We start from the raw sequence: 24,791 nt of genomic DNA, 5'->3' as shown, positions 1-24,791 counted from the left end.
TCTTATTTAACTACAATACATGTTCCTATCTAATTTAATGTATTTCAACTTGATAAATATCTTTAGTTATCTTTTCTATTTCTACCTGACCATTTTCTTTAAGTTTATCGTAACGGTTGATTTCATTATTAAAAAGAACGACATCGGGGTCAAATGTATTTTCATCATTTGTTATCAGTCCATTTTTTTCTACCTCAAACACGTCAGCGTAAAAATCCATTACCTCATAAACATTTATATTTAAATTCATAGCTGATTCTGTAGACATTTATCTCACTCCCCTATCTCTTTTATATCTCTTACACCGCTTTCATTTATAGTATACACGTTTATAACTTATAGTAAAAAGAACCACTAGTAGAATCTATTATTCTATCTATTTATATTTTAAATTATATAGTAATCCCGTTAACAAAAAAAGCGATTAGAACATCTATTGAAATGACAATTAAAATCGCAACTAACAATCTGTCTATAATTAGTTGATAAGGATGTCTATTAACTGAATGATCCTTAGATAAAGTGATTTCATCATATATCAAAAATATCGTAAAAAATAGAATAACAATTGAATTAATAGTTACCTCTGATCCTGGCATCTTCATAAAATAATAAATTGTTAAGGGACTCAATACTAATAAAAATAACCCTTTAAGTATATACTTCCCACTCAATTTAAGTCCTCCTTTCTGTGAATCATGTAACTATTTCTCTTACACTATCTATTCTATTTTTCTCCCTTGTTGATGTACTATTTATAAAATCACATATAAGTGAAGAATTTTTCTTTCTAATTCTTAAACACAATTTTTATACCTAAAACAAAAGAGAAGATTGAAAGAAGAACATACCTTACTATATTTAAAACCACTTCTAGGATATAGAGGTCAATATCCATTCCATCCTCATCAGGTATTGGATAAGCCATATTGGGTAAACGAACTACTATTAAGATAGCTGCTAACATTAAACTATAGCCTAGAATCTTTTTATAATTTTTCATGAATAATTTCCTTTCAATTTTTTGTACCTCTAACATTAATTAAACATCTTTATCTCTAAATAAGTTCCTATCTTTATTCTCTCAGTTTCTACTCCAAAAGTAACGCATCCATTAGTTTACAATTAGCAACCAATGGTTTACATCCAATAAAAATAAGGAATTATATTATTTATAGGCTATACTATAAATAATATACGAGTTTTGAAAGGAGATTATGATGCTGAATTTATTTGATTACGGTTGGCTTAATTTAGGTAGTCTAGTTCTTGGCTTAATTGCTTGGTTTATCCCAATCTTTAATATTATACGTCGTAAAAAAAGAGGAAATAGCCAATTAACTATGATTGTCTTGAGTATGGGGTCTTGTGCAACTGCCTTATGGTTTCAAATTTCTTACACTAATTATTTAGTCACTATTCAAGATATTTCTGCACTTATGGATACAACGTCTACTTTAAACTGGATATCAGCGGTACTCCTTATTGTAACAATTACTCTTAATGTCACTAGCATTATTTTACATAAAGATAAAGCATCAGAATAACAAAAGGTATTTTACAAATTTCAAGATTAAAACATACTTTTAAAAAAAGATAGAGCCACTGCATACATTTTCATGTAAGCAGTGGCTCTATCTAATACTACATAAAAGGTACTCTTAAATAAATCCATCTAAAATAGTGTAGTTACTCATTTGTTTAAAGGGATAGAATTTAATGACAACAATTACGTCTTTCTCTATTATTTCATCTTGTGTATTGAGTTTTTCTTAAACAATTCTTTGCTTTGTTTATTCGCATTAATAAAAGTTAAACCAGATTCTTTATTTTTACTGATCAATTTATCAATAGCTTCAACAGCCGTAGAATCCCATAAAGTCATAGCACTAACATCGATAACTAATTCACCTTCATGGTCAAAATCATGTACAAAAAAGTCTAAAAACTTTTCAGCTGATGCGAAATAAAGATGCCCATGCGCCTTATAATGATACTCATCATGATCTGTTCCTTTTTCTACTTGGAAATGGGTCATGTTAAAGGCTGCAAAAATAGCACTTACTAGAGTCCCAGCAACTACACCATAGGCTAGATTGTGTGTAACTAATACAATTCCAACGGTTAAAAGCATAACAAAACTTTCATTTTTAGGCATGGTATTTAATCGTTTAACCGATCTCCAGTCAATGGTTTCATAGGCTACAACGACCATTACTGCTGCAAGAGCAACGATTGGAATTTGAATTACTACTTTATTAAATAATACTACCGACATTAACATGAAGAAACCAGACAAGAATGTTGCTAAACGACCAATTCCACCATAATTAAGATTAATAATCGTTTGGCCAATCATACCACAACCAGCAATCCCACCAAAGAAACCAGATAACACATTTCCGAGTCCTTGACTCAATGATTCACGATTTTTATCACTTGGTTCATTCGTTAATTCATCCACTAATTGTGCTGTCAATAATGATTCTACTAACCCAACGATAGCAACAGAAAGCGCAGTAGGTAGAATAATTTTAAGTGTATCTATATTCATAGGCACACTTGGAATACCAAATTTAGGTAGGTCACTTGAAATAGTTCCTAAATCACCTAACAGTTGGGCATTTAAATCTAATCCCAACACAAGAGCGGTAACGACTACAATTGAAATAATCGGTGCAGGAATTTTTTTTGTTAACTTAGGAGCTAAAAATATAATGGCAATTCCAATAATCCCAAGCACAAGTAATATCGAGTTCCCTTTGAAATGATCCAATTGAGATAAAAACATCATAATACCTAATCCATTTACAAATCCCAACATAACAGGTTTTGGTATGTAACGCATTAATTTTCCTACTTTAAATAAACCTAGTACAACTTGTATGATTCCGGCTAAAATTGTTGCAGCAAACAGATATTCTACCCCATATTCCGCAACTAAATGAGCAAGTACTAATGCAACTGAGCCTGCAGCTGCTGAAATTAATCCAGTCCGACCTCCAAAAAATGCAGCCGTTGCTGTGATAAAAAATGTTGCATAGACACCTACGATGGGTTCCACACCAGCAACCAACATAAATCCAATGACTTCAGGAAATAAAGCTAAGCAAACAACAATTCCAGCTAGAATATCTCCTTTAATATTACCAAACCATTCATTTTTATACTTTTGCATAACTACCTTCCTTCTCAAACTTAGACAAAACAGCTCACAATAAAATATATTAACACATGAGTAAATAAAAACCAATAAAAATATAGTTCAGAATTCATTAAATAACCTGAAAGCAATTTTAACATTATAATGATAAATAAAATATGTTAAAATAGTTAAGCAGAAGTGAAATTTTATAGTTAAGGATGATATGATGGAAATCGGCAACAGAATTCAGGAGCTAAGAAAATTAAATAATATGACAGCAAAGGAATTATCAGAACGTATTAACGTTTCTCCCCCTTTTATTTCAGCAATCGAAAACAATTCAACAAAACTGTCCTTAAAAACACTCGCACATATTTGTGACGTTTTAGGCGTAACTCTTTCTGAATTTTTTAATTCAGAAATAAGCCCTGTGGAACAAAAACTTATTTCTCAAATCAAGCAATTACCGGAAGAAAAGCAATATGAGTTATTGGCTTTTTTAACAGGTTTGATTTAAAAAAATTTAAAATACTGTTTTCTATTTTCAAAACGAATAGAAATATGAATACATAAAAACAGCAAATCTAAATAATGATTTGCTGTTTTTTGTATTCGAGAAATATGCTTTTATCTAGTGTCATGTTTCTATAGCCACTTTGTATGTAAAACAATTAGTAATACTTTTGTTCATCTTGTTACTTAACAAAGAATAATCTTAAAAATCATACTACAAATAACTTGTTTTGTTCTATTGACACTTTATAAATAAAATAGTTAATCAAATAAAAAACTTTACTATTTTTTTCTGCACTATATAATGAGAAAAAGATTAAAAATAAAACTTGTTATCTATTGAACTATTAGGAGGAATGTTATGAAGAAAATCCTATTTTATTTAGCCTTTACCATTGTGCCAGCTTTGTCTATTTATTTTTACAATGTTTACTTAGTGTCCATTGAAAACCTTTTTTTAGAAGATCCACTTGCTATAACTAGTTCTATTCGCATAGTAAATATACTTTTCCCTCTAGTTATTGCACTTATTTTGATTTTCCTATCTTTATATTCCTTGAACTTTTCAAATTCTAAGAGCTTTTATATCATACTTACCTTCTGCTTTATAGTCTATTTGGCTCTTTCTATTTTGCCTTTATTTTTAAACATGTTATCTCTACCTACTACAGTAGAAGCGGTATATATAATAAATGAGCTTCCTTGGTATGCTGGCTATTATGGAGGTACTCTATTATTCGCTATTGTTTACAATAAAATAAGCAAACCGTCATTTAAAAAAAAAAATAAAGATGGAGGACATTTTTTTTAATGAAAACATTAAAAAATAAAAATACAACGTTGTGGATATTGTGTTCAATCGTGTTATTTTTTTTACTGCTTAGTTGTTTATATGAGCCCTTATTATCAAAATTTTTAACAATTCGAGTAGAACAGACTATGATAAATGGAGAGGTAAACTATCCGCCTTTCACTCCTCTGGAAGTTCTGCCATTTGGTACAGATATCATAGGGTTTACTATCTTTGCCAAAATCATTCAAGGATTTAAATACACTTTTTTTATTGGTTTATTATTAAGTATCGCTCAAATATTAAGTAGTTTAGTTATAACCATTCTGACTCTTCATAAATTAGGATCAAAAATTTTGCTGCCTATCTTTTCTTATTTTGATAAACTTTTTACGTTAATCCCTAAGCCTTTTTTATTACTATTATTAATTGGACCTTATTCTAACGCATTACTCTTTAATACCGATGATGTTCAACCATCGGCTAATTTGAAATTTGTGATAATCCAATTGTTTGTTTTATTTCTTGTAGGGCTGCCTAATTTAGTGAAACTTTATCATTCTGAATTAAGCGTACTTTTCAAGCAAGATTTCGCCCTTGCTAGCCAGACATTAGGGAGTTCTAAGTTTAGAATGGTTAGGTATTCTTTTAAACCACAATTAACAGAACTTACATTAAATTTATTTTTCAAAATCCTAACGCAAAATTTATCTCTCTTTATTTACTTAGCCTACTTCCAATTATATCTAGGAGGCTCCCTAGTAACCCAGTTAGATGCCAGTACCAAATATACCGTAACCATATCTAACGAATGGAGTGGGTTGATTGGGCAAAATATTAATCGACTAGCTAGCACTCCATGGACAGTGCTCATTCCGTTAGCTTTTTATGGAGCCCTTATTCTCTTGCTCAATAGAATCAAGCGCTCTTTAATGGGAGGGATGCAAAATCAATCCATTTAAAGAAATTATAAAGCAATCCATTTCGCTTATTACCCTACTGGCTGGTATCATTCTACTTGTTTGTTTAAGTCATTCATTACCTTTAAGTATGAGGAATCCAGACTTATTATTGGAAATGGTTAAAGAATCCCTTGTACAAATTTTTACATATCGTTACTTATCTGAATTATTCGTTATTTATCAACAAACTAACGGTGATTATACGTTAAAATTAATCAGTGCTAGTTTAGCCATAACATTATTTTCACTACTTGTGTACAGTTACTATCTCCCCAAATTGAAGAATAAAACGGTAACGAGATTGATACGGTATTTAGAAGACATTGAGAGTTTGCCTGTGCTTGGCATTGTATTCTTTGTCCATTGGTTGAGTGTCGTTATCTATAAAGAAACTTCCATCTATCTATTTAAAACAGTTGGTACGCCTAGAGAACCGGCGATAATTGTTCCATTAGTTATATTGAGCATTTTTCCAATTATTTTTTTGATTAAATACATGACTCCGTATATCAAAGATGTTTATCTATCCAATTATTTTGTCTTCGCAAAATCATTGGGGTATCCTAAATATAAACTATTCTTTTCCTATGTTATTCCAAATTTACTACCCTTTTTAGAAAACATTGTGAAGTTTATTTATCTAGAAATGATCACTGTAATGCTTTTTATTGAAATTCAATTCAATACAGGAGGTCTATTAACTGGCTTAAGAAATACGCAAATTATGCCTCCTAATAGTAATAGCCCACAAGTGTTAGTTATCAGTTATTTATTTTTATTATTGAGTCCATATTTACTTATGAGTCTTTTATTTAAACTAATCAATAGTCTTATTTCAAATAAATAGTAGTATAAATAAGGAGGTATAAAAATTTTCAATACTACCATCTAGTTACAAGAAAACCAATGTATGTTGGGCAAAAAATTAGTTTCGATAAAACACATAAGAATAGATTATATTACTTTTTCTTAGACAATAATTTTAAAAGTAAATCAAATGAGTCTTTGGACCAGATAATACATCATTTAGATTCAACAATTGAAAATGAAGACCTATCATTTTTAAAAGATTCTCTATCTCATACTTCCAGAGCAGTTAGAGAAGTCATTACTGAAATGATCAGATTAGAATACTTTCCTATGCTTCCTTCAAGATTCGAATGCTTATATGGATCTGATAGTCTAAAGGGCCTGCTTGAATGGAAAGAATTGTTTGAATCTTATAACAGAGATATTATTCAAATTGTCAAACTAGAAACTACCGGACCCATTTTCAAAGGAAACGCTGCTTTACTTCCATCCTTAGAAAACTCTTCTTTTTTAGAAAAAATCGAACAATCAAAAGAATACTGGAGCTCTCCTGCTGAAAATCATCTCACTGAAGTACTGATTGGTGGAGAAATTTTAGTTACAGAAATTATTGAAGATTTTCAATAATTTATTCCTATCTAACATCAATACATGGCCATATACTAGTTAACTTGATTGAAAAAAAAACTTAAAAAAACGAAAGTTGTAACCTATTTTTAAGTACAACAACTGTTTAACAAATTTATTTTTGATTGCCATAACTTGGTTTAATATCAGAAGAATTAATGAGGAAATAAAACCAATATGTAGTAAATTTTCACCTAATGTATAATTCAATACTAGTTCTTTTCGCGTTCTTAATTGTTCTTTGCTATCTATAAGATCAAAATCTTGAATAGGAATAAGTATTGCCCATAAAAAATAACCAATAATTATCATTAATGTAAATAGGACTAAACACAAAAGTATAATTTTATTTACATTAGATTTCACTATTCTTTAATCCTTTCTTATCAGTTTTATCAACTTAACTATAAATTAAGTATAAAATTACTGGTGTAAACATAAGGAAAGCCAATATTATTAATAAGGCTATTAGAATTTTTTGATATTTTTTCATCTTAGCACCTCCATAAGCTAAACATCTATTTTCATTTAAATTCTATTGATTTTTGTATAAATCTCACTGGAAACCTTCTTCTCTATTAATAATTCTCCTAAAATGTTAGTTCTTAGCTTGAATTTTATTAATAGTTTTTTGTTTTCTTTTTTTATCTATTCTATTCCTTATGAAATAAGTGATTGAAATAGATAAAAACATAAGTCCTGAAAATAATGGAATAGCTCCACTACCTACTTTTCCATTTAACATTAATTTTTCAGGAGATATCAAAAAAGTCTGGAAATTTGTATATAAGCTAATTAATCCTATAATAAAAAACAACCACGAATAACTCTTTTTATCATCATCCTTATAAAAATAAGCACTTTGATAGACACATGCATTTATAAAAAATAATGCTATTATAATTAGTAACATTATTATCTCTAGCTCTTTAGTTGTAGCCCAATGGAAATTAAAAAATAATCCAATAAGATAATTAAATACAATTAAAATAATTAAACTATTAAAGGAGTAATAACCGTATTTGTATCTCACAACCTTTTGGTATTCATCATACTTTCTCATTACTATTCCTCCTTCATTTATAACTCTTATTATCTCTTATCTTAATTGAAAAGTAACGCACCCTTTGGTTTACATCTAGCAACCAGTAGTTGACATTTATCAAAATAATTAAATTTCTACTATATTTAAATAAAACAATTTTTTAGAGGAGGATGGCATTTGAATAGAAGAAAAAAGAAAGATAGTCCTATCATTAATTTAGTTGAAGGGACAAGAAGACTTACATTTGGAATCCCTACTGACAAAAACGATACCACAAGTTGGAAAAGTACTCTTTTATTAATAGTAGTAATAATTTCAGCTTTTTTTATCTACTCACTGTTTGAAAAATGATATTTTTTCTCTAATCATTTACTTTTGTTTAATGTCCTTAATAAGTTGAATGTATTTACATATCTCAAGTAGACAAAACCCCACAATCTCAAGTGATTGTGGGGTTTTTCATTTAAAAAATTAAAGATACCTTATCAACTACTAAAATAGTAGCATCATTGAAATCTTGCACTTTTTTTCTTTACTTAAACGTAGTTAATTTTTCTGCATCTAAACAAACAGAATCATATCCTTCTTCCATTGCTTTTCCAATAGATAAAATCATAACTGGAATATAACGCTCTTTATCTAAATCAAATGCCTCTGCTAATTGGTCAGCTTCAAATCCACCAATTGCATTTGTATCATAACCATGACTACGTGCTACCAGCATTAATTGCATTGCGGCTAAACTAGAGTCAATTTTCACGACATCATTCATGGCTGATTTAGAAAGATTTTTGTAGTGAGGAATAATCGCAGCTAATTGTTGATCTCTGACTTCTGGAGGCATTTTTCCTTCTTCAACTGCTTGATTATAAATTTCTTCTCCAAATCTATGACATTCCATATCGCCAAATATCACTATCATTGCTGAAGATGTATCGTTTTGACGAGTATTAAAACGAATTAGAGGTTTCAATTTTTTCTTTTCTTCACTGCTTTCGACAACGACAAAACGCCAAGGTTGCATATTGACTGAAGAAGGTGCTGTTGTTGCTTCTTGAATCATTTCTAACATTTCTTCATGGGGAATTTTAACAGTTTCATCATATATGCGAATTGATCTTCTTCCAAAGGTTATATCTGAAAAATCATTATTCATTAATTTAGTGGTCATAATTTATGCCTCTTTCTATCTAGTTAACTTATTCAATAAGAGTAATAATTGGTTAGCTTCTTCATCATTAAGTGTAATAGCCAAATTATTGTCCAGAGAGTTATGTTCCTTTTCACAATTTTCTAAATCCAGTTTTGCTTTCTCAGTTAGCTGAACAAAAATTTCTCTATTATTTTCTTGATTGCGTTCCCTAATAACATAATCTTTTTCTTCCAATATTTTTAAATGCCTAGTAATAGCAGCACTATCTATTTTTAATTCTATATGAATCTGAATTTGAGAACATTTCCCTTTTTCTTTGAGAAACATCATTAACTCATACCTAGTTAGGCTAAAGCCGGTTTCTTTTTCAAAAAGTGAAGTAGTCTCTTGATTAGATACTTTGATTTGATAAAACAACTTACTTATTTCCCTTAAATGCATAACTATTCTCCTTCCTCCGATAATTGACAAATCAACTATTGACTTGTCAACATTAACAAGAAAAACAGTAATTGTAAAGTAAATTACTTTAGATAGTACTCTTTACTTGACTATAATATAGATGTATCAACTTATTCTAGTAGATTAAATCACCTTAAATTGCCTTCTATAAATAATATAATTGTATGAGTTTATTCATTACCACGTCGCTCTGGACTAGTCCAAGTACCTTTTCCATATCCTAATATTGTTTTTACAGCCGGAATAAATGTAATTACGATAGCTGCTGCATTCATCACCCAAAAGAGTAACATGTAGAAAGGAGAAAAGATAAAATATTTAAATTTCTTACCATTATTATCTATAAGCATACTTGTACCTAATTGCATCAAACCAGCAATCATCTCAAAGCTGACAAAAATAAAATTCATTGTAAGCATGTGATAGACTCGTTCAGTGTTTCCTTCGATCAGAAAATTTATTAGCATGATAATAAATATGAATAAGAAAATCCAAAACACAAAAGCCCAAATAATACTTAGTGTTTGATCAATGAACATGACTGTCCGCCCAATATGCTGAAAAGGATGCAATAAAACTTTTTTAAAGTTTGTTAACCAAACTTCTGTACCACCTTTAGCCCAACGTCTACGTTGGCGATAAAGCATTTTCAAATTTTCAGGAACTTCCATATAGAATATAATATCTGGAGCAAATACAGAAACCCATCCTTTAGATTGATGGTCCCAAGCAATACTAATATCTTCTGTAGCCCGATCTTGACGAAACAAATTAGCATCAATCAAAGCATCTTTTCGATACATTGTGTTTGCACCACTATAAGCGTATAAACTTCCTAAAACACCGGCTTGCGTTCTTTTAATAATTCCAACAATACTTGAAAATTCAACTGTTTGAGACTTAGCTAATATAGTTGTACGATTCTTAACATCCATATTAGCTGAAACTGCAGCTATATTAAAAGAGTCTGGTTGTATAAAGTAATTGACATATTTCCATAAGGCATCCGGCTCGGGCGCCGTATCAGCATCATTACTTAAAATAAGTTTACCTTTTGTAAAAGCAATTCCTACATTGAAAGCATGAGCTTTGCCTTTATTTTCTTCAATTCGAATTACCCTTAACTTCTCATACTGTTCCATTAATTGATTTAATATTTTTGGTGTACTATCAGTGGATCCATCATCGATTACTAATACTTCATAATTAGAGTAATTCATTTTTGTCATTAAATAGTTAACGGTATCACTAATACTAATTTCTTCATTGTGAGCAGGAATCATAATCGTAACCATAGGTTCTATTTCAGTTGGAATATCTATCCATTCATTTTGTTTATGTTTAAATCCATGTTGGTAGCATAGCACACCGATGAACCAAGAAAACCCCCCAATGACCGGATATGTCATCAATACTAACACTAGAAGTGTTAATAAAAAATCTAACCATGGTATCCCTGTATCAATTAAAGGAAACATATTATTCTCCTCCTTTAATATACAAATCAATAATTTCATTTTTTTCTATGTTTTTTTCACTTGGGACTGAGTAGAAACGAATGTTTTCTCTAAAACTTTTTTTTCCAAAACGTTCATCATAAAATAATTCTAGTGCCTCTTTATTCTTTTCAATGGCGTCCTCATCAAAAACTTTTCTTTTTTTCAATACATTTTTATATCTGTAATTGTTCCAAATAGTTAGAATTATAAATAAAACAATTATAAAGAGAAAGACAATAGATAAAAATAGCACGAAAAAATTAAAGGTTACTATTTCTTCTGAATAAACAAAAAAATTCATTTTTTTTTGCTTTTTCAGGGTAAATAAAAGGGAATTGAAGCCATATAAAAGGAAAAATAACCCCTCCCCAACCTAGTAATGTTAAAATACTTTGACGTAATTTAAGAATTAAATTACCCCGACTAAAAAATTTATCAGAAACAAGCCTATCATTTACTTCTTTTTTTGAAATCCTTTTTTGCATAATAAATATCTCCTTTCTATTTATTTGCGTCTGAATCAGGAATTTTATTGCGTCATCTCGACAGTATACTCTCTAAGGAAAGTTTTTTTAAACTCTTTATTTTTTCACATAAGAAAATCGACTTCAATTGCTTTAGGAGACATTTAATCAAGTATAGATACTACATGCTTCATTAAAATAAGATTACAATAAAATTAACCTATCTTTCAAGTAATGTTAATTAATAGGGTGCGTTTTTTAATCAATTTATTAACATTCAACTACCCGTTCTTTTAGAAAGTATTAATAAAAAAAATGAGCAAATTTATCATAAGTGGATTTTCTGTTTTTTTAATACAATTAATTGTCTAAGAGTGCAGTCATATCAATAAAAAATATTGAATACTATATTGTATTTAATTTAAGTACACTCACCAAAAGGCATAATACTTTAAAAAAATGGAATAAGATGTAAACTCATAATATGAAATCAAAGGAGGTGAAAAAACATGGCTGATTACGAGGAAAAGAAAGACCACGTGTTGAACAAGTTGGTAACTGTAATTGAGGAATTAGACGAAAATATAGCAACCGTAGAAGATTTAAGTGAAGACCCTACTAAACAACATAGATTAAAAAAATGGTATTACGAAAAAAAGGCTATTCATGATATTAAAAAAATATTGCATGATGTAAATAAATATGAGAAATATGATGATAAAGAAATGAAAAAATTTGAAAAAGAAATAGAAAAATTTGACGACTAGACATATAATTGATTTAATCAATTAACATATTCATCATTTGGTAATTTCACAATGCCAATGTTTTATGATTTTCTAGGTCAGTAAGGATTTGGGACATTGTTAATTTCAAGAAAATAACTCCGATTTATAGATAACTATTCTATAAATCGGAGCTTATTTATTGTAATTATTGTAGTCATTATCTGTCGAACTATTGAACGTTAAAACATTTTTTATAAATAAAGTCCAACATAAATAAAGCAAGCAATCATTTTTATTTACTTCTCTTCTACTAAACCATTATTTCGAATGACCTCTTGATACCAATAGAAACTATCTTTTTTGATTCGACGTAAATCCTTTAAGTCATGGTCTTCACGATTAACGTAAATAAAACCATACCGTTTTTTAAACCCTTGATGAGAACTTAGCAAATCGATTGCTGACCAAGGACAGTAACCGAATAATTCAACACCGTCGTTAATAGCATCGTGACAAGCAGCAATGTGATCACGAATATAATCAATACGATAGTCGTCATGAACGTGTTGATCTTCTGTTAAGACGTCTGGTGTTCCCAAACCATTTTCGGTAATAATCATTGGTAAACGGTATTGACGGTAGTAATCATTTAGAACCAAACGTAGACCCATCGGATCGATCTGTGCTCCATATTGCGAGGCTTTCAAGTGCTGGTTGGGTTCAATTTTGAAATATCCATATAAGTCAAAATCAATATCTTTTTCTTTTGTTCCAACCGGATGCGTTTCATCAGCTGGTAGATAACTTGCCACCAATGTGCGGTAGTAATTCACGGCAATAAAATCTGGTTTAGCACTTTTTAAGATTTCTGGATCTTCAGGTAAAGTTTCAGGATAAATTTCAAGATTTTGTAAGTATGTTTCATAATAACCAGGATAGGCTCCAAAACAATACATTTCTAAAGCATAGTTGGTCTTAAAATTATCATTCATTCTTGCTGCCCAAACATCTTCTGGTTTAGTTGAACTTGGGTATGTCATCGTTGAAGACACAGAAGGACCAATTTTACCACCTTCCACCATTTTATGGCAGTCAGTAGTTGCTAGAGCATGGGCAACAAACATATGGTAATCCATTTGTGCGCGAACTTTTTCTGCATCTTCTGGTTTCACATGATACATATTCATTCGCTCGTTTACTCGGATCATTAAGTTTTGCTCGTTATTTACTTGCCAGTCTTTAACGCGGTCCCCAAACGCTTGGTAACAAACTTGCGCGTACCGTTGGAAAGCAGTGACACATTCCCTATTTTCCCATCCATTATACTTTTCAACCAAGGCGAAAGGTAAATCAAAATGATATAAGGTAATAAACGGTTTGATATCATGCTCCACTAAACAGTCAATCACACGATTATAAAAATCAAGTCCTGCTAGGTTCACTTCTCCATCTCCATCAGGTATGATGCGTGACCATGATATGGAGAAACGGTAAACATTCAAGCCCAATTCTTTCATTAACTTGATATCTTCTTCAAAATGATGATAAAAGTCGCTGGCTACTTTTGTGTCTGCTTGAAGTGCTGACCTTTGGAAAGAATTGTAGTCAGCAACAGACATGCCTTTACCATTTTTATCCCATGCACCTTCAATTTGAAATGCTGATGAGGAAGCTCCCCATAAAAAATTATCGTTAAATTTTTTCATTGATATACACTCCTCCTATAACTTAATAAATAATAAATTATCCTCATTCGTGACTTGAGGTTGGTTGCTTGAATCTATTGTTTGATACTGTGGTGAATTCGTAATAATTAAAGAAGTTGTTAAATCATACCCTGCAGCTACAAGTGCATCAATATCAAAGGAAACAATCTTGCTTCCTTTCTCAACATGGTCACCAACAGATACAAAACTTTCAAAATGCGTTCCTTTTAATTCTACCGTATTGATTCCGATGTGAATCAACATCTCAATACCATTATCTAATACTAACCCAATAGCATGTAATGTTGGGTATAGAGCCGACACCGTACAATCCATTGGTGCACGAACTTCTCCTATTTCTGGATAAATCGCAATCCCTTTACCCAATGCTCCCGAAGAAAAAACTTCGTCCTCTACTTCTGTCAACGGAATGACCTGTCCTTTTATAGGAGATAAAATTTTTATATCGTCATTTGAGACGAACAATTCATCTGAATCAGGTTTTACAAGTTCTTGATCTTCGCTTGGCAAATCTTTAAATCCTAAAATCATTGTCAGTGCACAGGCACCAAAAAAGGCTATGCTACAACCAACAAGATAGCTTAAAAAAGCTTTGGTACCCGCATCAGCATAAACTGGAATCGTTAATACACCTTGATTAGCAAAAGCTATCCCGTAAGAACCACCCCACCCCATCAAGGCACCTCCTGCAGCACCACTGATAACAGCATAGATCATTGGTTTTTTTAAACGTAAATTCACTCCATAAATAGCAGGTTCAGTGATACCGAAGAGAGCTGTCACAGTAGCAGATGCTGCAACTGTTTTTAAGCTTTTGTTCTTAGTTTTCAAGAAAACGCCTAGAGCTGCACCAGCTTGAGAGAAGTTAGCTGCACCGGCAAACGCCAATAAATTTTGTCGGCCTGTTTGTGCCACATCGTTTATTCCGATTGGGATAATTGCACGATGAGCCCCAAAGATGACCAATATACACCAAATTCCTCCAATAAAAGCTCCTAATAAAATCGGGCTAAAATTCATAATATAATAATAAATCCAATTTATAAATTGTCCGATGTAGATTCCAATTGGTCCGAATAACAACAAAGTCGCCGGAATCATAACTAGTAAGGATAATGTAGGAACCATAATGATCTTCAAAACTTCTGGAATGACTTTTTCTAAGAAACGTTGCACATAAGATAATATGAAAACAGCAATAATAATAGGAATAACGGATGAGACATAGTTAGCTTTCGTAATACCTAAACCAAACAAGGACACTGCTGTCTCCACTGTCATTAAAGTAACAATTGTAGGGTAACAAAGTGTAGCACCGATAATCATAGCTATATATTCATTAGTTTTGAACACTTTAGCTGCCGCATAGCCTAAAATAATTGGCATAAAGTAGAAAAGTGCATCTGAAGCAGCATTTAAAATAACATAAGTATCATATTCTTTGATATCTAGTTGATAAAACGTAGTTGCCACAATTGATGCAACAGCTAAGATCCCTTTTAACATACCCGATGCAGCGATCGCTGGAATCGTTGGTGTAAAAATAGCTGTAATCGTATTTAACATTCTACTGCCTAGAGAAATATGGGGTTTTTCTTTTTTTGACTCTGGCACATCACTTAACATCGGTTCTAATTGTTCATAAACTTTTTCTACCTTATTTCCCAAAACAACTTGATACTGACCGTTGCTTTTCACAACCGAAATCACGCCTTCTACTTTGAGTAGTTTATCTTTTTGAGGCAACTCAGAGTTCTTCAATATAAACCGCAAACGGGTGAAACAATGTGTTAACTCAGAAACATTTTCTTTTCCACCAACGTAGGTTAAAACTTGTTGTGCAGTTTTTTTATAATCCAATCTATTCACTCCTTTTTTCTTTTTCCATCAGACGATGGCAAAAGGTACCACTAAAAAAACCAACAGCAACTTTTATTGGTGGCTGTTGCTGTTGGTTTTACTAATTATTTTTAACTTTTTTATCAGACCTATCTACTTTGTTGCAGAGGCTATCTTTTCTTATCTCATTGGCATACTTATACGAGCAAAATTAAATTGCTTGTTTTTTATTATCTTTTTCCAAATACCAAATTAGCTTTTGAAATACTTACTAATTATAAACTGTTATCTTACTTTTAATCAATGACAACATTGTTTTATTCATTATTAACTAATAAAGCCTATAAATTCTTTTATCTTTCAATGAAAACACTTATACTATTAGGTATAGATTTAGATTTAAAGAAAAGAGGGAATGAATTGATTACATTAAAGTCACAACGCGAAATCGATGCAATGGATGAATCTGGAACCATCTTAGCAAATATGCATATTGCTTTACGCGATTTTATTAAACCTGGCATAACGAGTTGGGATATTGAAGAATTCGCTCATAAATTTATCTTAGAGAATGATGCCATCCCGGAACAAATTGGTTTTGAAGGGTATGAATATGCAACATGTATCAGTATAAACGATGAAATTTGTCATGGTTTCCCAAGAAAAGAAGTTCTTAAAAATGGAGATTTGATCAAAGTTGATACGGTTATTAATTTGAAGGGTGCTTTATCAGATTCTTGCTGGAGTTATGTAGTGGGAGAATCAACTGCTGAGAAAGACCATTTAATGGAAGTTACTCTAAAAGCTATGTATAAAGGTATTGAACAGGCACAAGCTGGTAACCGTATAGGAGATATTGGTCATGCGATTCAAACTTATGTTGAAAGTGAAAACCTATCAATTGTTCGAGAATTCTTAGGACATGGTGTTGGGCCAACCTTACATGAAGCTCCGGACGTCCCTTCCTATGGACAAGCAGGTAAAGGCTTACGCTTAAAAGAAGGCATGGTCATTACTATTGAGCCTATGGTAAACACAGGAACATGGAAATCAAAAATGGATGATAACGGTTGGACTGCTCGAACAAAAGATGGAGGCCTCAGCTGTCAATTTGAACATACATTAGCGATTACGAAAGACGGCCCACGTCTTTTAACTTCTCAAAACGATCAATAAAGGATTTTTTTGATCTCAAACAAATTGAAATAAGTCTTCTAACACATTTTATTCTAGTGTCAGAAGACTTATATTTGGATATAAAATTTGTACATAAGCACTTTATCATAGTCGAAATTTACTTTACGCCGATTGTAGAATTAAGCTAGACAAATAAAAAAGCCATTCGTGGTACACTCAAAATGTAATTCCGACTAAAGAAGACATAGGAGTGATCACGAATGACCTACACCCATCTTACCACGGATGAATTGGTGATGATAGAGTCTTATTACCACAAAAATATCCCAGTTGCGAAAATAGCCGCTTATTTAAAACGAACGCGAACACCCATCTACAACGTCATTAACTTCTTGAAAGCAGGGCATACGGCACTTGAGTACTTCCAACAGTACAAGGAAAACAAGAAGCGTTGTGGGCGTCGCAAAATCGTGCTTTCAAAGAAACAACAGGCCTATATCAAAAAGAAAGTCACTCAAGGTTGGACTCCTGACGTCATTATTGGTCGGGCGGAAGAGCCTGTTGCGTGTTCCGTTCGTACTCTTTACCGCCAGTTCAAAGAAAAAATCTTTGATGAAACCACACTTCCAATGAAAGGGAAAAGAAAACCAAATTGTCATAAAGAACGTCGGGGAAAACAATCTTTCAAGCGGAATATCACAGAAAGAGAAAAAGATTATCCCCAGTTTAAAGAAGAATTTGGCCATATCGAAGGCGACACCATTGTAGGTGTCCACCATAAGAGTGCTGTTATCACTTTAGTGGAACGTCTATCTAAAGTCATTATTACTTTGAAACCCAATGGACGAAAGGCCAGCGACATTGAAACAGCCATGAATTACTGGTTTCACGGTATTCCAAGAAACTTATTCCGTTCTATCACCTTTGATTGTGGAAAAGAATTTTCTAACTGGAAATCGCTATGCAACCACCACGATATCGCCATTTATTTTGCGGATCCTGGAACACCTTCACAACGCGCTTTAAACGAAAATTCTAACGGTCTCCTCCGAAAAGATGGATTACCAAAAGAAATGGATTTTAATCAAGTCGACCAATTGTTTGTTTCATCCGTTGCAGATAAGAGAAATACTATTCCCAGAAAGTCATTGAATTATCAAACACCATTGGAAGTATTTTTGAGTTACATGAGTGAAGACGTTCTGTCTAGCTTAATTTGACAAATCAGATTATAATAAATCCAAACTCTTCATCGTAGATTTAATTTTCAAGAATCTGTTATAAGATAGGAGAAAAATGTAACTACTTATGAAAAACAAGTACTAGAAATAATTGAACACGATAGTAACCTCTTATCCATTTTAAGAGCGGTTGAGGAACTAAATCTAACCGATTCTTGGGTATGTGCAGGACTTATGCGGAATAAAGTTTGGGATACATTACATAATACTATAACTCCTGTAAATGATATTGACGTCATTTATTTTGATACTTCAGATATATCGTGGGAAATAGAAAAAGAACTAGAAAAAAAATTAGGTTGTTTGCTTCCAAATCAGCCATGGACCGTAAAAAATCAAGCTCGTATGCATTCGAAAAGTGGATTTGATCCTTTTACTTCATCCTATGATGGTGTTGCTCATTTTCCAGAAACTCCAACTGCACTAGCTGTAAGATTTCATCATAATAAACTTGAAATCATGGCTCCCTATGGACTAAACGATTTATTTGAACTGAAGGTAAAACCCACACCCTTTTATCAATAAGGTAGCAAATTTCATGCAATATATATTGATCGTATTCAACAAAAAAAATGGGAAGATCATTGGATAAATTTATCAATCGTACTTTAAAATTGAAAGGAGGATTATTATGTCTAATCAACTTATTCTTACATGTATGATTCTTTTTATTGTGATTAAATTAATCACTTTTATTTACGTTTCACGTGGTAAATACTCCTCAAAATTTGTAACCTATTGGACTATTTTCCCGACTAATTTAGATAACATTGATCATCTCTCGAAGAAACAACAAGTTAAATTCAACTTTCTAATTTATTTAAGCGGAAGTCTAGATGTATTGATTTATTTAGTCATTATAGGACTTATGTTCGAGAGAAAAACAGATGACTTAATTCTTTTATTATTGCTCACTCATTTGAGTTCTTATTTATTGAGCTTACCGTTAAATAAAATTTTGGAAGATCACTCTTTAGAAAATGTAACTAATGGGGATGGTAATTGATGTTTACAATTACCAAAATAATGCTTGGCTCTGCACTACCTTTTTCCATTTTTTTTATGTATAGAATTTTTAAACATTGGAAGACAGAAAAAAGTACCTACGATAGAAAATCATTTGTCGGTTCGACCTTAGGTATAAGCTATTTGTTGATTGGTTTAATTATTTTTTTTACAGGACTTTTTGATTCATTCTTTGGTAGAGGCATTTTTGATTTCTTTTGGTTATCTGCAATTATTATTGGAGTCTTTTTTTGTATAAAAGAGTTTCACAGAAGCCCTGTTCATTCATTAATCTTTCTACTCTTGTCTTATATCTATTTATTGTTAATGCCTTATATCATTATGTTTTCGTTTATGTAAATAAGAATTTAATATTACTGCGAGATATACCAACTATTTCATCATTCAAGATTTCTAAGCAAATAAATTCAAAAACAAGATTGACAAATTGTCTTTGCTTCCTCTATACTGATAACAATCTCATAACAACTTACGATGAAAGAGCATAGTAGCATCTGGTCCCTGTTTAATAGAAAGCCTATGGATGATGAAAATAGGCACAAACCAATTTGTGAAGTACACTCCGGAGTAACTTGATTAACTTCAAGCGTATTACTACGTTACAGTAAATGAGTGGCAGCGTGTTTTGCGTTAAAAACAGACTGCAATTTGGGTGGTAACACGGAAAATTTCGTCCCGATAAAAAAGATTTAGATCTTTTTTATCGGGCTTTTTTTATGCATAAAATACAGATTTAAGGAGCTGGGAAAATGAATATTATTGATGAACTAGAATGGCGCGATGCCATTAATCAACAAACTGATGAAGCAGGTTTAAAAAAATTGATTGACCAAAAAACGATAGGATTATACTGTGGGGTTGATCCAACTGGTGATAGCATGCATATTGGTCATTTAATTCCTTTCATGATCTTGAAAAGATTTCAATTAGCTGGTCACCGTCCAGTCATCGTTATTGGTGGAGCGACTGGTTCAATCGGCGATCCAAGTGGAAAATCAGAAGAACGTGTTTTACAAACTAGTGAGCAAGTTCAAAATAATTCTGATAAATTAACTCGTCAAATGGTAAAACTATTTGATGCAGGTAAAAATGAAGAATCTATTCGTATGGTAAACAATTTGGATTGGACAAAAGAAATCTCTTTACTCGATTTCTTACGCAATATTGGGAAAAGTTTTAACGTTAATACGATGTTGTCTAAAGACATCGTTGCTAGTCGTTTGGAAACCGGTATTTCATTTACTGAATTTACTTATCAAATTCTGCAATCAATCGATTTTTTACACTTGTACCGACATGAAGATGTTCAATTACAAATTGGTGGCGCAGACCAATGGGGAAATATTACTGCTGGTTTAGAATACATTCGTAAACAAGAAGGTTCTGAGGCTGAAGCCTATGGGTTGACCATTCCATTAATGTTAAAAGCGGACGGAACTAAATTTGGAAAAACTGCTGGTGGTGCTATTTGGTTAGATCCAGAAAAAACAACTCCTTATGAATTTTACCAATTCTGGTTAAATCAAGATGACCGTGATGTCGTGAAATACTTGAAGTACTTTACTTTCTTAACAAAAGAAGAAATTGAAGTTTTAGGTGAAAAAATAGCAACTGAACCGCATAAACGGGAAGCACAAAAAACGTTAGCCAGCGAAATGACTCTATTTGTCCATGGCGAGCAAGCTTTAAAAGATGCTGAAAAGATTACTGCAGCTCTTTTTTCCGGTGATGTAAAAAGTTTGACAGCTGATCAAATCGAAGAAGGATTTAAAAACATGCCTACTTTCGAATCTTCAAAAGAAGAACGGAATATTGTTGAATGGTTAGTGGATGTAGTTGGTATTGAACCTTCTAGACGCCAAGCTCGCGAAGATATCAAAAATGGTGCTCTATCTATGAACGGCGAAAAAATTACAGACGTTGAAGCTATTGTGACACCTGAAAACTCATTTGATGAACGCTTTATCCTTATTCGTAAAGGGAAGAAAAAATACTTCTTGATTAGATTAGTTTAGAAGAAAAGAGTTTTGTTTGCTGATAATGGCAGGCAGAACTCTTTTTTCATCTTCTTTCCTAGTTGCAGTAAGCGTTATTATTTTACTATCTTTATTTGCAATGCTAAAATTCACCTTATAAATACAAATAAAAGGAGCGATTTTATGCGTGCAGTAACATGGCAAGGAAATGAAAAAATGGAAGTTCGAAATGTTCCAGATCCAACGATTCAAGAACCTACTGATATGATTGTCCGCATTACAGCAACGGCTATTTGCGGATCTGATTTACATTTGTATCATAATGGAAAACCGGTAATGGAAGAAGATTATGTAGTGGGTCATGAACCAATGGGAATCGTTGAAGAAGTCGGTCCTGGCGTTAAAAAAGTTAAAAAAGGCGATCGAGTCGTTATTCCATTTAATATTGGATGTGGCGAATGTCATTTCTGTACACATGAGATGGAAAGCCAATGCGACAATTCTAATCCAAATCCAGCTTTTGACAATGGTGGTCTATTTGGTTTTGGTAAAATGCATGGAAATTATCCTGGAGGCCAAGCAGAGTTCTTACGTGTACCTTTTGCTGATTTCACCTCTTTTGTTGTTCCAGAAAATGACCTACCAGATGAAAAAGTACTTTTCTTATCCGATATTGTTCCTACTGCTTACTGGAGTGTAGAAAGTAGCGGTGTTAAAGAAGGCGATACAGTTATCATTCTTGGCTCTGGTCCAGTTGGGCTTTTTGCTCAAAAATTTGCTAAAATGAAAGGTGCTAAACGAGTTATTGCAGTTGATAATGTAAAACACCGTTTAGACCATGCTCAAAAAACCAATAATGTTGAAACCGTTAATTTTAAAGACGTTACTGAAGTTGGGAAATTTCTTTATGACACTACTAATGGTGGAGCAGATGTCGTTATTGATTGCGTAGGGATGGACGGAGTGACTCCTACCAGAGAAAAAGCTAAGACTCTTTTAAGCGTACAAAGTGGAACAATTAGTCCGCTTGTTACAGCTTCAGAAAGTGTTAAGAAGTTTGGTACGGTTCAAGTTACTGGAGTGTATATGACTCCTTCTGCTAGTTTCCCAATAAATGATTTCTTTAACCGAAATGTTATTCTAAAAACAGGGCAAGCGCCTGTTATTCACCTTATGCCAAAATTGTATGACATGATTGAGAAAAACGTTTTTGATCCGACAGACATCATTACACACACGATGCCGTTGGAGCAAGCTGCACAAGCTTATGACATTTTTGATAAAAAAGCAGATCAAAATATAAAAGTCATCCTAAAACCAGGAATGGTTTAGAAAAGTAAGATGAGAAACGTAAAATAAGCGTTCTAGTTTATGCATATGCTCATTTTATTCTGTTCATGGAGGAGTGACGAACTTTTTTGGTGCAACTCATCCATGAAGGACTGTTTCATGGATGAGTGAACAACTTTTTGGACACAACTTATCCATGAAGAGTCGTTTCACGGAAGAGTTGGACTACTTTTCTGCTTCACTCTTCCATTAGATGTCATTTCATTGTAGGACTACTCGTAAAATAACGTTTTTTGAGTCTGTTTTGGACGCTATGTTCTAAAATTTGTAAAAGAATCTATAAAAAAAGCTTCAAGGTCTCTTCTATTGAGAGACCTTGAAGCTTTTTTTAGTTAGTTAACAGTCTTATAGATTTTTTAATGCTTCATCGATTGTCGAATCACCATTTAAAAGATCAAAGGCTTTATTAAAAGTTGATTCATTATCTAAACTTGCAACTACCACTTCTGCCACGTCTTCACGAGAGATGGCGCCACCTGGCAAGTTCTCCGCTACTTCGATTTTCCCTGTAGCTGGATCGTTTTTTAACAAACCTGGACGTAAAATTGTGTAAGTCAATCCACTTTGTTTCAAGCAGCGATCGGCATAATACTTAGCAATATTGTAAGGCTTCATTTCTTCATTATCCCAAGCTGCACGATCATCTGAGTTCATTGCACTGACCATAATAAAACGATCGATACCAACTTCTTTTGCTGCATCCATAACTTTCACAGCTCCATCTAAATCAATGGACATCGTTTTGTCGTATCCCGTTTTCCCACCTGAACCAGCAGAGAAAACCACCGCATCCATACCTTCAAGAGCATTTTGAATCGCTTCAATTGGTCCTTCTAAATCGGTTAAACACGCTTCAACATCTTTCATGTCTAATGCATTAGCTTGTTCTGGTTTCCGAACCATTGCTCGTACTGAATGTTTGTCGCTATTCTGTAATTTATCTACAATCATTTTACCAATTTGTCCATTTGCACCTACTACTAATACTTTCATGACTCATAACCCCTCTCATTTCAGTTTACTCGTTAAGTGTAACAAAGAAACCAGAGGATACAAATCATTTGCATCACAGTAAAAAAAAAGATCCTTTACAGGACCTTTTCTCTTTTATCTAACGATCTCCGTTAAATATTGAATTTTTAACAATAACATAGTCAACTTTGCGAATCGACTCTACGTCATTTCCACCAGCATATGAAATAGATGATTGTAAATCTTGTTTCATTTCCAATAATGTTTCAGCGATGTCGCCTTTGTATTCTACAAGAATTTTCTTGCCTTCAACGTTCTTATGTTCACCTTTTTGGTATTCTGATGCACTACCAAAGTATTCTTTGTACATTTTGCCATCTTTTTCAATCGTTTCTCCTGGAGATTGATCATGTCCAGAGAATAAAGAACCCATCATGACCATAGATGCTCCGAAACGAATCGACTTAGCGATATCGCCGTGATCTCGTACTCCACCATCAGCAATCAATGGCTTTCTTGCAGCTTTAGCACATAAACGCAATGCAGCTAATTGCCAGCCACCAGTACCAAATCCTGTTTTTAATTTTGTAATACATACTTTTCCTGGTCCAATACCTACTTTAGTTGCATCAGCTCCAGCATTTTCTAATTCGCGAACAGCTTCTGGAGTCCCAACATTCCCTGCGATTAAAAATGTTCCGGGTAAGTACTTCTTGATATGGTGAATCATATTGATCACTAAGTCAGAGTGCCCATGAGCAATATCAATCGTAATGTATTCTGGTACTAAATTTTCTTTCGCTAAAGTTTCAATAAATGTGTATTCTGCTGCTTTTACACCTACACTAATCGAAGAATATAGCCCTTTTTCATTCATTCGTTGGATAAAAGGAATTCTGTCTTCCTCATCAAAACGGTGCATCACATAGAAAAAGTTATTTTCTGCTAACCAAATAGCTAATGTTTCATCAATAACTGTTTGCATATTAGCCGGTACGACTGGTAAATTAAATGTTCTACCGCCAAATTCAATTGTTGTATCACATTCTGATCTGCTGCTTACAATACTTTTATTAGGAATAAGTTGAACATCTTCATAGTCAAAAACTTTCATTTTCCTTAACCTCTTTCTGTTATGGCTCTAATTTTTAGGCTATTCATCATCATTTTTATAGGGAGTCAAAAACACGAACATTATTTCTTTTTGTTTTCTTCATATTTCGTCCCTAAGACAATTTACACTATATTAAAAGGTTTGTCAAAGTTATTCGTACCTTTTCATGAAAAACCTTAAAATAGTTTGTCTTTTCTATTTTTCTAAAAAA

At 32.4% G+C, this 24,791-nt stretch carries 28 protein-coding genes and 1 other annotated feature; of the genes, 14 read left to right on the top strand and 14 right to left on the bottom strand.

Annotated features, from left to right (window positions below):
- Positions 1–34 precede the first annotated feature (34 nt).
- The 3 genes from ABS916_RS08050 to ABS916_RS08040 form a co-directional block, all read right to left on the bottom strand.
- A complete protein-coding gene (locus tag ABS916_RS08050; protein WP_350451386.1) occupies positions 35–268 on the bottom strand; it encodes a hypothetical protein in 234 nt (77 codons plus the stop codon).
- A gap of 124 nt (positions 269–392) precedes the next feature.
- Positions 393–674 (bottom strand): hypothetical protein, encoded by a 282-nt coding sequence (locus ABS916_RS08045; protein ID WP_350451385.1) that lies wholly within the window; start codon positions 672–674, stop codon positions 393–395.
- Between the two features lie 116 nt (positions 675–790).
- Entirely contained in the window at positions 791–1,039 is a 249-nt protein-coding gene (locus ABS916_RS08040) for a hypothetical protein (RefSeq protein WP_350451384.1), read from the bottom strand.
- A 181-nt stretch (positions 1,040–1,220) separates the two neighbouring features.
- Here ABS916_RS08040 and ABS916_RS08035 point away from each other — a divergent pair, with 181 nt between their 5' ends.
- On the top strand, positions 1,221–1,547 hold the full coding sequence (locus tag ABS916_RS08035) for a hypothetical protein (protein ID WP_350451383.1): 327 nt from the start codon (positions 1,221–1,223) through the stop codon (positions 1,545–1,547).
- Between the two features lie 197 nt (positions 1,548–1,744).
- Here ABS916_RS08035 and ABS916_RS08030 read toward each other — a convergent pair whose 3' ends face one another.
- Positions 1,745–3,178 carry a SulP family inorganic anion transporter gene (locus ABS916_RS08030; RefSeq protein ID WP_350451382.1) on the bottom strand — a complete coding sequence of 478 codons (1,434 nt, stop codon included), beginning with the start codon at positions 3,176–3,178 and terminating at the stop codon, positions 1,745–1,747.
- Positions 3,179–3,371: 193 nt separating this feature from the next.
- Here ABS916_RS08030 and ABS916_RS08025 point away from each other — a divergent pair, with 193 nt between their 5' ends.
- The 5 genes from ABS916_RS08025 (at position 3,372) to ABS916_RS08005 (ending at position 6,847) form a co-directional block, all read left to right on the top strand.
- Positions 3,372–3,662: a helix-turn-helix domain-containing protein gene (locus ABS916_RS08025; protein ID WP_350451381.1), complete on the top strand. Its 291-nt coding sequence runs from the start codon at positions 3,372–3,374 to the stop codon at positions 3,660–3,662.
- Between the two features lie 357 nt (positions 3,663–4,019).
- Complete coding sequence (locus tag ABS916_RS08020; protein WP_350451380.1) at positions 4,020–4,469, top strand: hypothetical protein; 450 nt, start codon at positions 4,020–4,022, stop codon at positions 4,467–4,469.
- On the top strand, positions 4,469–5,410 hold the full coding sequence (locus ABS916_RS08015) for a peptide ABC transporter permease (RefSeq protein WP_350451379.1): 942 nt from the start codon (positions 4,469–4,471) through the stop codon (positions 5,408–5,410). Before ABS916_RS08020 ends, ABS916_RS08015 begins: the two co-directional genes overlap by 1 nt.
- Positions 5,411–5,498: 88 nt before the next feature.
- Positions 5,499–6,257 (top strand): peptide transporter, encoded by a 759-nt coding sequence (locus ABS916_RS08010; protein ID WP_350451378.1) that lies wholly within the window; start codon positions 5,499–5,501, stop codon positions 6,255–6,257.
- Between the two features lie 8 nt (positions 6,258–6,265).
- Positions 6,266–6,847: a DUF2441 domain-containing protein gene (locus ABS916_RS08005; RefSeq protein WP_502880594.1), complete on the top strand. Its 582-nt coding sequence runs from the start codon at positions 6,266–6,268 to the stop codon at positions 6,845–6,847.
- 598 nt (positions 6,848–7,445) lie between these two features.
- On the opposite strand, the gene ABS916_RS08000 is transcribed toward ABS916_RS08005, so the two are convergent.
- On the bottom strand, positions 7,446–7,910 hold the full coding sequence (locus ABS916_RS08000) for a hypothetical protein (RefSeq protein ID WP_350451376.1): 465 nt from the start codon (positions 7,908–7,910) through the stop codon (positions 7,446–7,448).
- Between the two features lie 159 nt (positions 7,911–8,069).
- Between ABS916_RS08000 and ABS916_RS07995 the strand changes: the two genes are divergently transcribed.
- Positions 8,070–8,243, top strand: a complete 174-nt coding sequence (locus ABS916_RS07995) for a DUF6366 family protein (protein ID WP_350451375.1) — start codon at positions 8,070–8,072, stop codon at positions 8,241–8,243.
- A 181-nt stretch (positions 8,244–8,424) separates the two neighbouring features.
- Here ABS916_RS07995 and ABS916_RS07990 read toward each other — a convergent pair whose 3' ends face one another.
- The 5 genes from ABS916_RS07990 to ABS916_RS07970 all read right to left on the bottom strand — a co-directional run bounded on the left by ABS916_RS07990 (position 8,425) and on the right by ABS916_RS07970 (position 11,491).
- Positions 8,425–9,063 (bottom strand): nitroreductase family protein, encoded by a 639-nt coding sequence (locus tag ABS916_RS07990; RefSeq protein ID WP_350451374.1) that lies wholly within the window; start codon positions 9,061–9,063, stop codon positions 8,425–8,427.
- 15 nt (positions 9,064–9,078) lie between these two features.
- Positions 9,079–9,486, bottom strand: a complete 408-nt coding sequence (locus tag ABS916_RS07985; RefSeq protein ID WP_350451445.1) for a MarR family transcriptional regulator — start codon at positions 9,484–9,486, stop codon at positions 9,079–9,081.
- A 191-nt stretch (positions 9,487–9,677) separates the two neighbouring features.
- On the bottom strand, positions 9,678–10,985 hold the full coding sequence (locus ABS916_RS07980) for a glycosyltransferase family 2 protein (protein WP_350451373.1): 1,308 nt from the start codon (positions 10,983–10,985) through the stop codon (positions 9,678–9,680).
- A gap of 1 nt (position 10,986) precedes the next feature.
- Complete coding sequence (locus ABS916_RS07975; protein WP_350451372.1) at positions 10,987–11,172, bottom strand: hypothetical protein; 186 nt, start codon at positions 11,170–11,172, stop codon at positions 10,987–10,989.
- A 94-nt stretch (positions 11,173–11,266) separates the two neighbouring features.
- Entirely contained in the window at positions 11,267–11,491 is a 225-nt protein-coding gene (locus ABS916_RS07970) for a hypothetical protein (protein ID WP_350451371.1), read from the bottom strand.
- 488 nt (positions 11,492–11,979) lie between these two features.
- Between ABS916_RS07970 and ABS916_RS07965 the strand changes: the two genes are divergently transcribed.
- On the top strand, positions 11,980–12,237 hold the full coding sequence (locus tag ABS916_RS07965; RefSeq protein WP_013709825.1) for a hypothetical protein: 258 nt from the start codon (positions 11,980–11,982) through the stop codon (positions 12,235–12,237).
- 257 nt (positions 12,238–12,494) lie between these two features.
- Here ABS916_RS07965 and ABS916_RS07960 read toward each other — a convergent pair whose 3' ends face one another.
- Both ABS916_RS07960 and ABS916_RS07955 read right to left on the bottom strand, forming a co-directional pair.
- The gene (locus ABS916_RS07960) at positions 12,495–13,904 is read right to left on the bottom strand and encodes a glycoside hydrolase family 1 protein (RefSeq protein WP_350451370.1); all 1,410 of its coding nucleotides are present in this window, start codon (positions 13,902–13,904) and stop codon (positions 12,495–12,497) included.
- Between the two features lie 15 nt (positions 13,905–13,919).
- Positions 13,920–15,785 (bottom strand): beta-glucoside-specific PTS transporter subunit IIABC, encoded by a 1,866-nt coding sequence (locus tag ABS916_RS07955; protein ID WP_350451369.1) that lies wholly within the window; start codon positions 15,783–15,785, stop codon positions 13,920–13,922.
- Between the two features lie 399 nt (positions 15,786–16,184).
- Here ABS916_RS07955 and map point away from each other — a divergent pair, with 399 nt between their 5' ends.
- The 6 genes from map (at position 16,185) to ABS916_RS07925 (ending at position 22,476) form a co-directional block, all read left to right on the top strand.
- Entirely contained in the window at positions 16,185–16,940 is a 756-nt protein-coding gene (gene map / locus ABS916_RS07950) for a type I methionyl aminopeptidase (protein ID WP_350451444.1), read from the top strand.
- 221 nt (positions 16,941–17,161) lie between these two features.
- Positions 17,162–18,121, top strand: a complete 960-nt coding sequence (locus ABS916_RS07945) for an IS30 family transposase (protein ID WP_350451368.1) — start codon at positions 17,162–17,164, stop codon at positions 18,119–18,121.
- 108 nt (positions 18,122–18,229) lie between these two features.
- A complete protein-coding gene (locus ABS916_RS07940) occupies positions 18,230–18,667 on the top strand; it encodes a nucleotidyltransferase family protein (protein ID WP_350451443.1) in 438 nt (145 codons plus the stop codon).
- A 106-nt stretch (positions 18,668–18,773) separates the two neighbouring features.
- Positions 18,774–19,148, top strand: a complete 375-nt coding sequence (locus ABS916_RS07935; protein ID WP_350451367.1) for a hypothetical protein — start codon at positions 18,774–18,776, stop codon at positions 19,146–19,148.
- 485 nt (positions 19,149–19,633) lie between these two features.
- Positions 19,634–19,849: a binding site (T-box leader), on the top strand.
- 68 nt (positions 19,850–19,917) lie between these two features.
- Entirely contained in the window at positions 19,918–21,183 is a 1,266-nt protein-coding gene (tyrS, locus tag ABS916_RS07930) for a tyrosine--tRNA ligase (RefSeq protein ID WP_350451366.1), read from the top strand.
- A gap of 144 nt (positions 21,184–21,327) precedes the next feature.
- On the top strand, positions 21,328–22,476 hold the full coding sequence (locus ABS916_RS07925) for a zinc-dependent alcohol dehydrogenase (protein ID WP_350451365.1): 1,149 nt from the start codon (positions 21,328–21,330) through the stop codon (positions 22,474–22,476).
- A 363-nt stretch (positions 22,477–22,839) separates the two neighbouring features.
- On the opposite strand, the gene ABS916_RS07920 is transcribed toward ABS916_RS07925, so the two are convergent.
- On the bottom strand, positions 22,840–23,487 hold the full coding sequence (locus ABS916_RS07920; RefSeq protein ID WP_350451364.1) for an SDR family oxidoreductase: 648 nt from the start codon (positions 23,485–23,487) through the stop codon (positions 22,840–22,842).
- A gap of 118 nt (positions 23,488–23,605) precedes the next feature.
- A complete protein-coding gene (gene guaC, locus ABS916_RS07915; RefSeq protein WP_089977555.1) occupies positions 23,606–24,580 on the bottom strand; it encodes a GMP reductase in 975 nt (324 codons plus the stop codon).
- Positions 24,581–24,791: the final 211 nt, after the last annotated feature.

Origin of the sequence: Carnobacterium sp. (assembly GCF_040274945.1) — a bacterium.
GTDB lineage: Bacteria > Bacillota > Bacilli > Lactobacillales > Carnobacteriaceae > Carnobacterium_B.
This window is presented reverse-complemented; position numbering and strand designations above follow the sequence as displayed.